Source organism: Pseudomonas sp. LPB0260, assembly GCF_013388395.1.
The window spans coordinates 2,502,332-2,516,561 of record NZ_CP058247.1 but is presented as its reverse complement, the minus strand read 5'-3'; the positions used below and the strand labels follow the sequence as shown (position 1 = coordinate 2,516,561).

12 protein-coding genes are annotated in these 14,230 nt (G+C 63.4%); 2 read left to right on the top strand and 10 right to left on the bottom strand.

The window, feature by feature from the left end; translation table 11 throughout:
• Positions 1-2 precede the first annotated feature (2 nt).
• From LPB260_RS11165 to rpsB, 10 genes are all read right to left on the bottom strand, one after another.
• Positions 3-506: an OmpH family outer membrane protein gene (locus tag LPB260_RS11165; RefSeq protein ID WP_208708798.1), complete on the bottom strand. Its 504-nt coding sequence runs from the start codon at positions 504-506 to the stop codon at positions 3-5.
• Positions 507-551: 45 nt separating this feature from the next.
• Entirely contained in the window at positions 552-2,903 is a 2,352-nt protein-coding gene (gene bamA, locus LPB260_RS11160; protein WP_208708797.1) for an outer membrane protein assembly factor BamA, read from the bottom strand.
• 73 nt (positions 2,904-2,976) lie between these two features.
• On the bottom strand, positions 2,977-4,329 hold the full coding sequence (gene rseP, locus LPB260_RS11155; RefSeq protein ID WP_208708796.1) for a sigma E protease regulator RseP: 1,353 nt from the start codon (positions 4,327-4,329) through the stop codon (positions 2,977-2,979).
• A gap of 18 nt (positions 4,330-4,347) precedes the next feature.
• Positions 4,348-5,535, bottom strand: coding sequence for a 1-deoxy-D-xylulose-5-phosphate reductoisomerase (ispC, locus tag LPB260_RS11150; protein ID WP_208708795.1), 1,188 nt, complete (start codon positions 5,533-5,535; stop codon positions 4,348-4,350).
• On the bottom strand, positions 5,532-6,347 hold the full coding sequence (locus LPB260_RS11145; protein ID WP_208708794.1) for a phosphatidate cytidylyltransferase: 816 nt from the start codon (positions 6,345-6,347) through the stop codon (positions 5,532-5,534). The genes ispC and LPB260_RS11145 overlap by 4 nt, the downstream gene beginning before the upstream one ends.
• Positions 6,347-7,102 carry a polyprenyl diphosphate synthase gene (gene uppS, locus LPB260_RS11140; RefSeq protein ID WP_208708793.1) on the bottom strand — a complete coding sequence of 252 codons (756 nt, stop codon included), beginning with the start codon at positions 7,100-7,102 and terminating at the stop codon, positions 6,347-6,349. Before uppS ends, LPB260_RS11145 begins: the two co-directional genes overlap by 1 nt.
• Positions 7,103-7,118: 16 nt before the next feature.
• Positions 7,119-7,676 carry a ribosome recycling factor gene (frr, locus tag LPB260_RS11135; protein WP_208708792.1) on the bottom strand — a complete coding sequence of 186 codons (558 nt, stop codon included), beginning with the start codon at positions 7,674-7,676 and terminating at the stop codon, positions 7,119-7,121.
• Positions 7,673-8,416: a UMP kinase gene (pyrH, locus tag LPB260_RS11130; RefSeq protein WP_208708791.1), complete on the bottom strand. Its 744-nt coding sequence runs from the start codon at positions 8,414-8,416 to the stop codon at positions 7,673-7,675. The genes frr and pyrH overlap by 4 nt, the downstream gene beginning before the upstream one ends.
• Positions 8,417-8,621: 205 nt before the next feature.
• Entirely contained in the window at positions 8,622-9,485 is an 864-nt protein-coding gene (gene tsf, locus LPB260_RS11125; protein ID WP_208708790.1) for a translation elongation factor Ts, read from the bottom strand.
• 125 nt (positions 9,486-9,610) lie between these two features.
• Positions 9,611-10,354 carry a 30S ribosomal protein S2 gene (rpsB, locus tag LPB260_RS11120; protein ID WP_208708789.1) on the bottom strand — a complete coding sequence of 248 codons (744 nt, stop codon included), beginning with the start codon at positions 10,352-10,354 and terminating at the stop codon, positions 9,611-9,613.
• A 301-nt stretch (positions 10,355-10,655) separates the two neighbouring features.
• Between rpsB and map the strand changes: the two genes are divergently transcribed.
• Both map and LPB260_RS11110 read left to right on the top strand, forming a co-directional pair.
• The gene (gene map, locus LPB260_RS11115; RefSeq protein WP_208708788.1) at positions 10,656-11,438 is read left to right on the top strand and encodes a type I methionyl aminopeptidase; all 783 of its coding nucleotides are present in this window, start codon (positions 10,656-10,658) and stop codon (positions 11,436-11,438) included.
• A 28-nt stretch (positions 11,439-11,466) separates the two neighbouring features.
• On the top strand, positions 11,467-14,169 hold the full coding sequence (locus LPB260_RS11110; protein WP_208708787.1) for a [protein-PII] uridylyltransferase: 2,703 nt from the start codon (positions 11,467-11,469) through the stop codon (positions 14,167-14,169).
• The last annotated feature ends 61 nt before the right edge of the window (positions 14,170-14,230 follow it).

Sequence of the window (14,230 nt, the reverse complement as noted above, 5' to 3'; positions counted from 1 at the left end):
GCTCAACGCATCTGATTCATGCGCTCGATGACCTGCAGCGTGATGTCGAACTGGGGTTTGACATCGATCACTGCGCCACGCTCGAGCACCAGGTCGTAGTTGCCCTTCTTGATCACTTCCTCGACTGCCTTGTCCAGGTTCGGCTTGAGCTTCTTCAGCATGTCGCGATCGGCGATGGCCTTGGCTTCGTTCAGCTCCTTGGACTGGAACTGGAAGTCACGGGCCTTCTGCTTGAATTCCAGCTCCAGGCGCTCGCGTTCGGCGGTCTGCATCTTCTCGCCGTCCTTGACCAGGCGATCCTGGATGCGCTTGGCGTCGCCTTCCAGGGTCTTGAGCTTGTTCAGCTGCGGGCCGAACTTCTTCTCCGCATCCACGGCGTAACGCTTGGCCGCGTCGGACTCGAGCAGAGCCATTTGATAGTTGAGCACCGCCACCTTCATTTCGGCGAAGGCCGGCATTGCCAGCAGGGCCGCACTTAACAGAACCAGTTGAGTCAACTTACGCACGATGCAACTCCTGCAAAAAACCGTTGTTGTTCAGAGGCCAGCCGCTTAGAAGGTCTGGCCGAGGGAGAACTGGAATACCTGGGTGTCGGCGTCGTCAGGCTTGACCACCGGCATCGCCAGACTGAAGCTCAAGGGCCCGAGCGCGGTGATCCAGGTCAGGCCGACACCCACGGAGCTGGCCAGTTCGCCGGCATCGATGCCTTGGCAACTGGTCTGGGTGCTGCCGCAGTTGGTGTCGAAAACGTTACCCACATCCCAGAACAGAGCGGTGCGCAGCGAACGTTGATCCTTGACGAAGGGCATCGGGAACAGCAGCTCCACACCACCCTGGACCAGCACGTTGCCACCGAAGGGCAGCGGATCCTGATCCGGATCGAACTGGGTTCCTGGATTGGTACCCTTGCTCGGCGTGCTGCGCGGCCCCAGGCTGTTGTCGTCGAAACCGCGCACCGAATTGAAGCCGCCGGCGTAGTAGTTCTCGTAGAACGGCAGCCTGGCGGTGGAACCGTAGCTGTCGCCATAGCCCAGTTCGGTGTGCAGGCGCAGGGTGTAGGTGTTGCTCAGCGGCTTGAAGATCTGCCCACGGTAATCGACCTTGTAGAACGACAGGTCACTACCCGGCACAGTGGTTTCGAATACCAGGCTCTGGGAATGGCCACGCGTGGCCAGCACGCCACGGTTCAGGGTCGACTCCGACCAGCCGACCGAGGCCTTGAGGTTCAGGTAATTGTCGCCTTCCTGCTCGATGAACTTGAAGATCTCGTCGACGGTAAAGACACCGGTATTGAGCGTGTCCTGCTGGACGGTCAGACCATAGGTCAGGCGCGAGGTCTCGCTGATCGGGTAACCGATGCTCACACCCGCGCCGAGGCTGTCGACTGCAAAGCTGGAGACCTGAGTATCGAGCTCGTCATAGTCGGTGGTGCGGTAGAAGGCGTTGTAGCCCAGGCTGACACCATCAGCCGTCCAGTAGGGATCGACAAAGCCGAAGTTGTAGCTGGTCTGGTACTCGCTGCGGTTCAGGCCGACGCTGACCTTGTTACCGGTTCCGAGGAAGTTGCTCTGGCTGATCGAGCCGCCGAGGATCAGACCGGCGTTCTGGGCGAAGCCGACGCTCGCGGTGATCGAGCCGGAGGCCTGTTCCTCGACGCTGTAGTTGACGTCGATCTGGTCATCGCTGCCCGGTACCGGCGGGGTTTCAACGTTGACTTCCTTGAAGTAGCCAAGGCGCTCCAGGCGGGTCTTGGACTGATCGATCAGGTAGGTCGAGGCCCAACCGCCTTCCATCTGGCGCATTTCCCGACGCAGCACTTCGTCTTCGGTCTTGGTGTTGCCGCGGAAGTTGATGCGATTGACGTAGGCGCGCTTGCCCGGGTCGACGACGAAGGTGATGGAGACCGTGCCATCTTCGTCATGGGCCTCTGGCACGCCGTTGACGTTGGCAAAGGTATAGCCTTCGTTACCCAGGCGACGGGTGATCAGCTCGGAGGTAGTGGTCATCACCTTGCGCGAGAACACCTGACCTTCCTTGACCAGCAGCAGGCTGCGAATGTCCTCTTCCGGCACCTTCAGATCGCCGGCCAGCTTGACTTCACGCACGCTGTACTTCTGCCCCTCATCGACGTTGACCGTGATGTAGACGTGCTTCTTGTCCGGGGTGATGGACACCTGGGTGGAGGAGATATCCATGTTGATGTAGCCGCGATCCAGGTAATAGGAACGCAGGCGCTCCAAGTCGCCGGAAAGCTTTTCCCGGGCGTACTTGTCGTCATTCTTGAAGAACGACAGCCAGTTGCTGGTTTTCAGCTCGAACAGGTCGATCAGGTCTTCGTCGGCGAAGACGCTGTTGCCCACCACGTTGATATGCTGAATGGCCGCGACTGAGCCTTCATTGATATTGATCTTCAACGCCACGCGGTTGCGCGGCTGGGGAATCACTTCGGTCTCGATTTCGGCGGAGTAGCGGCCCTGGGCCACGTACTGACGCTGCAACTCGTTGCGCACGCCTTCGAGGGTCGCCCGCTGGAAGATCTCGCCTTCCGCCAGGCCGGACTGATTGAGGCCCTTGAGCAGGTCTTCGCTGGTGATCGCCTTGTTGCCGTCGATCTCGATGCTGGAGATAGACGGGCGCTCCACCAGGGTGATGACCAGCACGTCGCCATCGCGACCCAACTGGATATCTTGGAAGAAACCGGTCTTGAACAGTTCGCGAGTGGCTTCCACCAGGCTGCGGTCATCGACCTGCTCGCCGACATTCAGCGGCAAGGCACCGAACACGCTGCCGGCGGAGACCCGCTGGAGGCCGTTGACGCGAATATCGGAGATGGTGAAGGACTCGGCGTGAACTTCGGCGATCATCAATGCGGCAAGCACCGCAGGTAGCAGCAGACGTTTCATGAAGTCCTTTCTTATTTCAACTGACAATAAAAAATCTGTCGCTCGGGGCGACAGATTTGTAATTCAGTAGCAATTACAGCCGACTGAGATCATTGACCAGGGCCAGCAGCATCACCCCTATCACCAAGCTGATGCCGATCTGCATCCCCCAACCCTGCACCCGTTCCGACAGCGGACGACCGCGTGCCCACTCGACCAGATAAAAAAGCAGATGCCCCCCATCCAGCACGGGGATTGGCAACAGATTGAGAACCCCCAGGCTTATGCTCAGGTAGGCGAGGAAGTTCAGGAAATCCCCCAGGCCCGACTCAGCCGAAGCGCCCGCCACTTTAGCAATGGTTATCGGCCCGCTCAAGTTTTTTACCGAGAGCTCGCCGAACAGCATTTTCCTCAACGAATCAAGGGTCAGCAGGCTCATGGTCCAGGTACGCGAGAGCGCCTCGCCAACCGCCTCTAGCGGTCCGAAGCTGACCTCGCGGAGCATCTCGGGCGGCCATTCGCCCCCCGCCACGCCTGCGCCGAGGTAGCCACTGCGCGCTTCGCCCTCGCCGCGCACGGCGAGCTTCAGGGCGATCTCACGCTCACGCCCCTGGCGCTCGACCAGCAGGCGCACGGCCTGGCCCGGCATGGCGCGCACGCGCTCGACCAGCTGCTGCCAGTCCTCGAGCACCTCGCCATCCAGCGCCAAGATGCGGTCGCCGACTTGCAGCCCGGCAGCCTTGGCCGGGCCCTTGTCGTCCAGCTGTGCCAACACCGGCTCCAGGGTCGGCCGCCACGGCCGAATACCCAGGGAGGCGATGGGGTCCGGCTGATCGACGCCCTGGAGCCAGTCGGCCAGGACGATCTGCCGCGGACTCTCCAGGGTCGAGCCCGGCTCACGCACGGTGACCGGCAGGCTGCCGCTCTCCCCCAACCGCCGCACCAACTGCAGATTGACCGCAGCCCAGCCAGCGGTCGGTTCGTCGTTGACCGCGACGATCTCCTGGCCCGCCTGCAAGCCGGCCTGCGCGGCCAGGCTACCGCTCTCGACCGCACCGATCACCGGGCGCACCTGCAGGCTGCCGAGCATGGCCACCAGCCAGAAGAACAGCAACGCGAGAAGGAAGTTGGCGATGGGGCCGGCGGAGACTATGGCGATCCGCTGGCGCACGTTCTTGCGATTGAACGACTGCGAGAGCTGCGCGGGCGGCACCTCGCCCTCGCGCTCATCAAGCATCTTGACGTAGCCGCCCAGGGGAATGGCGGCGATGACGAACTCGGTGCCCTGGCGATCATGCCAGCGCAGCAGCGGCGTGCCGAAGCCGACCGAAAAGCGCAGGACCTTGACCCCGCAACGCCGCGCCACCCAGAAGTGACCGAACTCATGGAAAGTCACCAGCACCCCGAGCGCAACCAGGGTGCCGAGAATCATATACAGCGTACTCATAGGGCTTCTCCGCGCCGCTTATCCACGGCGACTCAGCCATTGGCTGGCCAGTTGACGCGCCTGCTGGTCGGCCGCCAACACCGTTTCCAGGCTTTCGACCGCAACCACCGCCTCGGTGTTCAGCACCTGGTCGATGATACTCGCGATCTCGGGGAAGCGAATGCGCCGATCGAGAAAGGCGGCCACCGCCACTTCATTGGCGGCATTGAGCATGGCCGGCGCAGTACCACCGGCCTCGGCCGCCGCCCGGGCCAGGCGCAGACAGGGAAAACGCTGCTCATCGGGCGCCTGGAAGTCCAGGCGCGCCACGGCGAACAAGTCCAGCGGCGCCACGCCCGAGTCGATCCGCTGCGGCCAGGCCAGGGCGTGACTGATCGGCGTGCGCATATCGGGATTGCCCAACTGCGCCAGCACCGAGCCGTCGACATAGTCGACCAGGGAATGGATCACGCTCTGCGGATGAATCACCACCTCGACCTGCTCGGGGCGGGCATCGAACAACCAGCAGGCCTCGATCAGCTCGAGCCCCTTGTTCATCATGCTCGCCGAATCCACGGAGATCTTGCGCCCCATCGACCAGTTGGGGTGAGCGCAAGCCTGTTCCGGTGAAACTGCCGCCAGCTCAGCCAGCGGCGTCTCGCGGAACGGCCCACCCGAAGCCGTCAGCATGATGCGCCGCACCCCGACCTGCTCCAGGCCACGCCCATAATCGCCGGGCAGGCACTGAAAAATCGCGTTGTGCTCGCTGTCGATCGGCAACAGGGTCGCACCACTGCGGCGTACGGCCTCGATAAACAAGGCGCCGGACATCACCAGCGCCTCCTTGTTGGCCAGCAGCACCTTCTTGCCGGCCTCGACCGCCGCCAGGGTCGGCTTGAGCCCGGCCGCACCGACGATGGCGGCCATCACGGCATCCACCTGCGGATGCGCGGCCACCTGGCACAGCCCCGCCTCGCCACTGAGCACCCGCGTGCTCAATCCCGCGGCATGCAAGCCACCCTGCAACTGGCGGGCCGAGTGTTCATCGGCGACCACCGCGAAACGTGGTCGATGCTGCAGGCACAAAGCCTCCAGCTCGGCGATGCGGCTATGTCCTGACAGGGCGAAGACCCGATAGCGCTCGGGATGACGGGCAATCACGTCGAGGGTGCTGAGGCCAATGGAGCCGGTGGCGCCCAGCACGGTGACCTGCTGCGGGCCGCTCACAGCGCCCCCCAGCCCGCCAGCCACAGCAACGCGGCAAACACCGGCACCGCCGCAGTCAGACTGTCGATTCGGTCGAGCACACCGCCATGTCCGGGCAGCAGGTTGCTGCTGTCCTTGACCCCGGATTGACGCTTGAACATGCTCTCGGTCAGGTCACCGACCACAGAAATCAGCACCACCACGGCGGCGCCCGCCAGGGCCAGCAACAGCGCAGCGCCGCCCCAGCCCCGGTACAGGCCGACCACCAGGGTCAACAGCAGACTGGTGAGCAACCCGCCGAGCAGCCCCTCCCAGCTCTTGCCCGGACTGACCTGGGGGGCCAGCTTGCGCCTGCCAAAAGCCTTGCCGGAGAAATAGGCGCCGATATCCGCCGCCCACACCAGCACCATCACGGCCAGGATCAGGCCATTGGCCATGGGCCACTGTTTGAACAGCACCAGGCCCTGCCAGGCCGGCAGCAGAATCAACAGACCGATCAGCAACTTGCGCCCAGCGCCCTGCCAGTAGCGACTGCTGGCGGGGTAACCCAAAACCAGCAGGGTCGCCAGCCCCCACCAGATCACGCCCAGCGCCACAACCCCGGGCGCCAGCGCGGGCAAGTGATAGAGCCCGAACAGCAGCAGCGCCACCAGCGCCGCATAGCCGACACGCTGGGGCTGCCCGTCGAATCCGGCGAGACGCGCCCACTCCCAGGCGCCCAAGCCAATCACCGCACCGATGAACAAGGCAAAGGCCGCGCCCTCGAGCAGAAAAAAGCCACCCAGCGCGATGGGCAACAGCACCAGCGCGGTAATCACTCGTTGTTTAAGCATTAACTGCGCGCCTCGGCTTCGACCTGCTCACTGGTTCTACCAAAGCGCCGCTGGCGCCTGGCGAAGTCGGCCAGCGCCTTGCGCATGGCTTCGTGCTTGAAGTCCGGCCAGAACAGCTCGGAGAAATACAGCTCGCTGTAGGCCAGCTGCCATAGCAGGAAATTGCTGATGCGGTGCTCGCCGCCCGTGCGGATGCACAGGTCGGGCAGCGGCAGATCGCCGGTCGCCAGACAACCCTGCAGCAGCTGCGGGGTGATGTCCTCCGGCCGCAGATGCCCGCCCTGCACCTCGCGAGCCAGGCGCTGCACGGCCTGGGCGATATCCCACTGACCGCCATAATTGGCGGCGATCTGCAGAATGAAGCGCTTCTCTCCGGCTGTCTGTGCCTCGGCTTCGCGCATGGCCGCCTGCAGTTCCGGATGAAAGCGCGAGCGATCACCGATGATGCGCAGGCTGATGCCGTTGTCATCGAGCTTCCGGGCCTCGCGGCGCAATGCACCGAGAAACAGCTCCATCAGCGCCCCCACCTCATCGGCGGGGCGCTGCCAGTTCTCACTGGAGAAGGCAAACAGGGTCAGCACCTCGACCCCGGCCTCGGCGCACACCTCGATCACCGCGCGCACCGCGTCGACGCCCGCCTTGTGCCCGGCGACGCCGGGCAGCAAGCGCTTCCTCGCCCAGCGATTGTTGCCGTCCATGATGATCGCCACGTGTCGTGGCACGGCTAACTGGCCGCCGCGGCTGGTCTTTTCCATGACGATATCCTGACCGTCAGACGGCCATCAGATCCGCTTCTTTCTGCTTCATCGCGGCGTCGATTTCGGCAACGAACTTGTCGGTCAGCTTCTGCACCTCATCGGCGGCGCGACGCTCTTCGTCCTCGCTGATTTCCTTCTCCTTGACCAGATCCTTGAGCTGACTCAGGGCGTCACGGCGAATGTTGCGCACCGCCACCCGGGCGTCTTCGGCGGCATCACGTGCCTGCTTGGTGAAGCCCTTGCGGGTTTCCTCGGTCAATGCCGGCATGCTCACCAGCAGCAGCTCACCCAGGTTGGTCGGGTTGAAGCCCAGGCCGGAGCTCTGGATCGCCTTGTCCACGGCCGCCAGCATGTTGCGCTCGAAGGCCACCACCTGCAGGGTGCGGGAGTCCTTCACGGTCACGTTGGCGACCTGATTGATCGGCGTGTCGGTACCGTAATAGGGCACCATGACACCGGCGAGGATGCTCGGATGAGCCTGGCCGGTACGGATACGGCTGAACGCATGAGCCAGGGATTCCAGGCTCTTCTGCATGCGCACTTGGGCGTCTTTCTTGATCTCGTTGATCATTGCTTGTCTTCCTCAATCAGAGTGCCTTCGGTGCCACCGACTACCACATTGAGCAGGGCACCAGGCTTGTTCATATTGAAAACGCGCAGCGGCATCTGGTGGTCGCGACACAGGCAGATGGCCGTCAGGTCCATGACCCCCAGCTTGCGGTCGAGCACCTCATCGTAGGTCAGGCGCTCGAACTTCTCGGCATGCGGGTCCTTGAACGGATCGGCAGTGTATACGCCATCGACCTTGGTCGCCTTCAACACGACGTCGGCGTCGACCTCGATGGCCCGCAGGCACGCCGCCGAGTCGGTGGTGAAGAAGGGATTGCCGGTACCGGCAGCGAAAATCACCACCTCGCCGGTCTTCAGGTGACGCATCGCCTTGCGCCGATCGTAGTGATCGGTCACCCCGACCATGGAGATCGCCGACATGACGATGGCCGGGATGTTCGAGCGCTCCAGCGCGTCGCGCATGGCCAGCGCGTTCATCACGGTGGCCAGCATGCCCATGTGGTCGCCGGTTACCCGATCCATGCCCGCCGCGCTCAAGGCCGCGCCACGGAACAGATTGCCGCCGCCGATCACCAGACCGACCTGCACGCCGATGCCGACCAGCTGGCCGACTTCCAGGGCCATGCGGTCGAGCACCTTGGGATCGATGCCGAAATCTTCCGAGCCCATCAGCGCTTCGCCGCTAAGTTTGAGCAGAATGCGCTTGTAGCGCGGTTGACGACCACTCACCTGCTGAGCCATTACCAGTCTCTCCTGCGGCGTTTGAATTCTGCGCGGGCGAATATACCCGCAGTAATCGGGCGCTTAGACCGCACCCAGAGCCTTTGGTGCCCAGCACCGCGACTCGCTCCCCAGGCCAATTTGCCAACCCACTTCGAAAAAGAGGCCGCACGCGCGAGCGGGCAGCCTCTTCGGGGCGACAGCCTGAGTAGACTGCTAGACCAGTTTACTGCTTGCTGGCAGCAACCTGAGCAGCGACTTCGGCAGCGAAGTCGGTCTCGGCCTTCTCGATGCCTTCGCCGACTTCGTAACGTACGAAGGAAACGATCTCGGCACCGGCCTTCTTCACCAGGTCACCGACCTTGACTTCCGGATCCATGATGAACGCCTGCTCAACCAGGCTGGCTTCGGCCAGGAACTTGTTGATACGGCCCTTGACCATGTTCTCGACGATGTTTTCCGGCTTGCCGGCGATCTTCTCGGCGTTGAGCTGCAGGAAGATTTCCTTCTCCTTGGCAACCAGCTCTTCGGAAACCTGATCCGGGCTGACAACGGCCGGGTTGGACGCAGCAACGTGCATGGCAACGTGCTTGGCCAGCTCGTCGTTGCCGCCCTTCAGAACCACCAGAACACCGATGCGGTGGCCGTGCAGGTAGGCACCGACGGTATCGCCGGAAACGGCAGTCAGGCGACGGATGTTGACGTTCTCGCCGCACTTGGCAACCAGCGCCTCGCGAGCGGATTCGCGGGAAGCGATCAGCGGCGCGGCATCGGTGAGGTTCTGCTCGAAGGCTTCGTTCAGGCTGTCCTTGACGAACGCCTTGAAGTCATCCTGCAGGGCCAGGAAGTCGGTCTGCGAGTTGACTTCGATGATCAGGCCACGGCCGCCTTCGACGCGTACGGCGATCGAACCTTCGGCGGCGATGTTGCCAGCCTTCTTGGCGGCCTTGATGGCGCCGGAAGCGCGCATGTCGTCGATGGCCTTCTCGATGTCGCCACCGGCGGCAACCAGGGCCTTCTTGCATTCCATCATGCCTTGGCCGGTACGCTCGCGCAGTTCTTTAACCAGGGCTGCAGTAATCTCTGCCATGTTCGAATCCTCTTGGATAGGTCTTCAACCACTTCACCCGTCAGGCCGGGCGATTAATTCTGTGAGTGGCAAAAAGGGGGCCTAGCCCCCTTTTTGCGCAGCGAGTAACGCTAGAAGCTTACCGCTTAGCCTTCAGCCGCTTCGGAGGCCGGGGCTTCTTCGACGAACTCGTCGGTGCCGCCGCCAGCGTTGCTGCGACCACGCACTACGGCGTCGGCCATGGCACCCATGTACAGCTGGATGGCACGAATGGCGTCGTCGTTACCCGGGATGATGTAGTCCACACCTTCCGGGCTGCTGTTGGTATCGACTACGCCGATGACCGGGATGCCCAGCTTGTTGGCTTCGGTGATGGCGATGCGCTCGTGGTCGACGTCGATCACGAACAGTGCGTCCGGCAGGCCGCCCATGTCCTTGATACCACCCAGGCTGCGATCCAGCTTTTCCAGGTCGCGGGTGCGCATCAGGGCTTCTTTCTTGGTCAGCTTGGTGAAGGTGCCGTCCTGAGCCTGGGTTTCCAGGTCGCGCAGACGCTTGATCGAAGCGCGGATGGTCTTGTAGTTGGTCAGCATGCCGCCCAACCAGCGGTGATCGACGAACGGCGAGCCACAACGAGCGGCTTCTTCGCGAACGATCTTGCCAGCGGAACGCTTGGTGCCGACGAACAGAATCTTGTTCTTGCCCGCAGCCAGCTTCTCAACGAAGGACAGCGCCTCGTTGAACATCGGCAGGGTTTTTTCCAGGTTGATGATGTGGATCTTGTTGCGCGCGCCGAAAATGTACTTGCCCATTTTCGGGTTCCAGTAACGGGTCTGGTGGCCGAAGTGCACACCGGCCTTCAGCATATCGCGCATATTGACTTGGGACATGATAGTTCCTTGATAAGTCGGGTTAGGCCTCCACGCATCCCAATTTCCAACCCTTGCGGGCACCCAGGAAACCGTGTCGATACGTGTGTGGGTTTGTGCCTTCGGGCTGGCAGCCCTGAAAGCGGCGCGTTTTATACCATAGCAGCGCCCCATAAGCTACCCACAACGACAGATAAGCCCGGACGCGGTCCACCACCATCCAGCCCCGCGCCCTCGCCCATGCCGCCGGTCGTCGCCTTCTCTGATAGAATCCCGGCTTTCCTTTTTTTGCCTTGCGCCGCCGAGCGCCGAGAGAGACCGCATGACCGTCACCATCAAGACGCCCGAAGAAATCGAGAAAATGCGCGTGGCCGGCCGCCTGGCCGCCGAGGTGCTGGAAATGATCGGCGAGCACGTCAAGCCCGGCGTGACCACCGATGAGCTGGACCGCATCTGCCATGACTATATCGTCAACGTGCAGCAGGCCATCCCCGCGCCGCTCAACTACAAGGGCTTCCCCAAGTCGATCTGCACCTCGGTCAACCATGTGGTCTGCCACGGCATCCCCAATGAAAAGCCGCTCAAGGACGGAGACGTCGTCAATATCGACGTCACCGTGATCAAGGACGGCTACCACGGCGACACCAGCAAGATGTTCATGGTCGGCAAGGTGCCCGAGTGGGCCGAGCGCCTGGCCAAGGTCACCCAGGAGTGCATGTACAAGGGCATCGAACTGGTCCGCCCGGGCATCCGCCTCGGCGACATCGGTGAAGTAATCCAGAAGCACGCCGAGAAGAACGGCTTCTCGGTGGTGCGCGAATATTGCGGACACGGCATCGGCAAGGTGTTCCACGAGGAGCCGCAGGTCCTGCACTACGGCCGCGCCGGCACCGGCATGGAACTGAAGGAAGGCATGACCTTCACCATCGAGCCGATGATCAACCAGGGCCGCGCGGAGACCCGCCTGCTCGGCGACGGCTGGACCGCCATCACCAAGGACCGCAAGCTCTCGGCCCAGTGGGAGCACACCATTCTGGTCACCGCCGACGGCTACGAGATCTTCACGCTGCGCAGCGACGACACCATCGCCCGCACCTCGGCCTGATCCGCCGCCCATATAGGAAAGCCGTTGCATGCCGCAGGTAGACCCGGAATTGTTCGACCGCGGCCAGTTCCAGGCGGAACTGGCCCTGAAGTCCAGCCCCATCGCTGCCTTCAAGAAGGCCATTCGCCTCGCCAAGGACGTGCTCGACGCACGTTTTCGGGCGGGCCGCGAAGTGCGCCGTCTGGTCGAGGATCGCGCCTGGTTCGCCGATCAGATCCTGCGCGAGGCCTGGAGTCGCCTGGACTGGAGCGAGGACGCCGACATCGCCCTGCTGGCGGTCGGCGGCTACGGGCGCGGCGAGTTGCACCCGTTTTCCGACATCGACCTGCTGATCCTGCTCGACAGTGCCGACCACGAGACCTTCCGTGAGCCGATCGAGCACTTCCTTACCCTGCTCTGGGACATCGGCCTGGAGGTCGGTCAGAGCGTGCGCTCGGTCGATGAGTGCGCCGAGGAGGCCCGCGCCGACCTGACGGTGATCACCAACCTGATGGAAAGCCGCACCATCGCCGGCCCGGAGCGCCTGCGCCAGCGCATGCTGGAGGTCACCAGCAGCGAGCGGATGTGGCCGAGCAAGCAGTTCTTCCTGGCCAAGCGCGAGGAGCAGCGGGCTCGCCATCGCAAATACAACGACACCGAGTACAACCTCGAACCCAACGTCAAGGGCTCGCCCGGAGGCCTGCGCGACATCCAGAACATCCTCTGGGTCGCCCGCCGCCACTTCGGCACGCTGAACCTGCACGCGATGGTCGGCCAGGGCTTCCTCCTCGAGAGTGAACAGGCCCTGCTCGCCTCCAGCCAGGAGTTCCTCTGGCGTGTGCGCTACGCCCTGCACATGCTCGCCGGCCGCGCCGAAGACCGCCTGCTGTTCGATCACCAGGCCCAGGTCGCGGCCCTGCTCGGCTTCGAAGGCAGCGGCAACCAACGGGCCATCGAGCGCTTCATGCAGAAGTACTACCGGGTGGTGATGAGCATCGCCGAGCTCAGCGACCTGATCAAACAGCACTTCGAGGAGGTCATCCTGCGCGCCGGCGAGAAGGCGCCGGCGAGCCCGCTGAACAGTCGCTTCCAGGTGCGCGACGGTTATATCGAGGTGACCCACCCGAACGTCTTCAAGCGCACGCCGTTCGCCATCATGGAGGTTTTCGTGCTGATGGCCCAGCACACCGAGATCCGCGGCGTGTGCGCCGACACCATCCGCCTGCTGCGCGACCATCGCCACCTGATCGACGACGAATTCCGCAACGACATCCGCAACACCAGCCTGTTCATCGAGCTGTTCAAGAGCGGCCAGGGCATCCACCGCAACCTGCGGCGGATGAACCGCTACGGCATCCTCGGCCGCTACCTGCCGGAGTTCGGCCACATCGTCGGGCAGATGCAGCACGACCTGTTCCACATCTACACGGTCGACGCCCACACCCTCAACCTGATCAAGCACCTGCGCAAGTTCAGGTGGCCGGAGCTGGCGGAGAAGTTCCCCCTGGCCAGCAAGCTGATCGACAGGCTGCCCAAGCCCGAACTGATCTACCTGGCCGGGCTCTACCACGACATCGGCAAGGGCCGCGGCGGCGACCACTCGGAGCTCGGCGCGCTGGACGCTGAGGTCTTCTGTGCCCGCCACCAACTGCCCGAATGGGACTCGAAACTGGTGGTCTGGCTGGTGCAGCAGCACCTGACGATGTCCACCACCGCGCAGCGCAAGGACCTCTCCGACCCCCAGGTGATCCATGACTTCGCCCTGTTCGTCGGCGACCAGACCCACCTGGACTACCTCTACGTGCTCACCGTGGCTGACATCAACGCCACCAACCCGAGCCTGTGGAACTCCTGGCGCGCCAGCCTGCTGCGCCAGCTCTACACCGAGACCAAGCGCGCCCTGCGCCGCGGCCTGGAGAATCGCCTGGAGCGCGAGGAGCAGATCCGCCTGACCCAGGGCGCGGCCCTGGACATCCTGGTGCGCGGCGGCACCGACCAGGACGATGCCGAACAGCTCTGGGCGCAGCTCGGCGACGACTATTTCCTGCGCCACACGGCGGGCGACGTGGCCTGGCATACCGAGGCGATCCTCCAGCACGGCAACAACAGCAACCCCCTGGTGCTGATCAAGGAAACCACCCAGCGCGAGTTCGAGGGCGGCACCCAGATCTTCATCTACGCCCAGGATCAGCACGACTTCTTCGCCGTGACCGTGGCGGCGATGGCCCAGCTCAACCTGAACATCCACGACGCGCGGATTCTCACCTCCACCAGCCAGTTCACCCTCGATACCTATATAGTGCTGGAGGGCGAAGGCGGCTCGATCGGCGACAACCCGGCGCGGATCCGCCAGATCCGCCAGGGCCTGATCGATGCGCTGAAGAATCCGGACGAGTACCCGAGCATCATCCAGCGCCGGGTGCCGCGCCAGCTCAAGCATTTCGACTTCCCGCCACGGGTGACCATCTACAACGACGCCCAGCGGCCGGTGACCGTCCTCGAGCTGACCGCCCCGGACCGCCCCGGCCTGCTGGCCCGGGTCGGGCGGATATTCCTCGATTTCGACCTGTCGGTGCAGAATGCCAAGATCGCCACCCTCGGCGAACGGGTGGAGGACGTGTTCTTCGTTACCGACGCGGACAACCAGCCGCTGTCCGACCCGGCGCTGTGCGTGCGCCTGCAGGAAACCATCGTCGCCCAGCTCACCGAGGCCAGCGAGCTGCTGAGCGAGCCGAACCGAATCAGTATCTGACCGACAGCCTTGCACCGCCGCGGTGCCTAGCCAGGCCCGTCGGCACGCCGTAGCAGTACCA

Bases quoted from the DNA above. Each gene is read 5' to 3' on its own strand.
- tsf (WP_208708790.1), bottom strand. From the start codon at position 9,485: ATGGCAGAGATTACTGCAGCCCTGGTTAAAGAACTGCGCGAGCGTACC.
- map (WP_208708788.1), top strand. From the start codon at position 10,656: ATGACCGTCACCATCAAGACGCCCGAAGAAATCGAGAAAATGCGCGTG.
- LPB260_RS11145 (WP_208708794.1), bottom strand. From the start codon at position 6,347: ATGCTTAAACAACGAGTGATTACCGCGCTGGTGCTGTTGCCCATCGCG.
- rpsB (WP_208708789.1), bottom strand. From the start codon at position 10,354: ATGTCCCAAGTCAATATGCGCGATATGCTGAAGGCCGGTGTGCACTTC.
- LPB260_RS11110 (WP_208708787.1), top strand. From the start codon at position 11,467: ATGCCGCAGGTAGACCCGGAATTGTTCGACCGCGGCCAGTTCCAGGCG.
- frr (WP_208708792.1), bottom strand. From the start codon at position 7,676: ATGATCAACGAGATCAAGAAAGACGCCCAAGTGCGCATGCAGAAGAGC.
- rseP (WP_208708796.1), bottom strand. From the start codon at position 4,329: ATGAGTACGCTGTATATGATTCTCGGCACCCTGGTTGCGCTCGGGGTG.
- uppS (WP_208708793.1), bottom strand. From the start codon at position 7,102: ATGGAAAAGACCAGCCGCGGCGGCCAGTTAGCCGTGCCACGACACGTG.
- pyrH (WP_208708791.1), bottom strand. From the start codon at position 8,416: ATGGCTCAGCAGGTGAGTGGTCGTCAACCGCGCTACAAGCGCATTCTG.
- bamA (WP_208708797.1), bottom strand. From the start codon at position 2,903: ATGAAACGTCTGCTGCTACCTGCGGTGCTTGCCGCATTGATGATCGCC.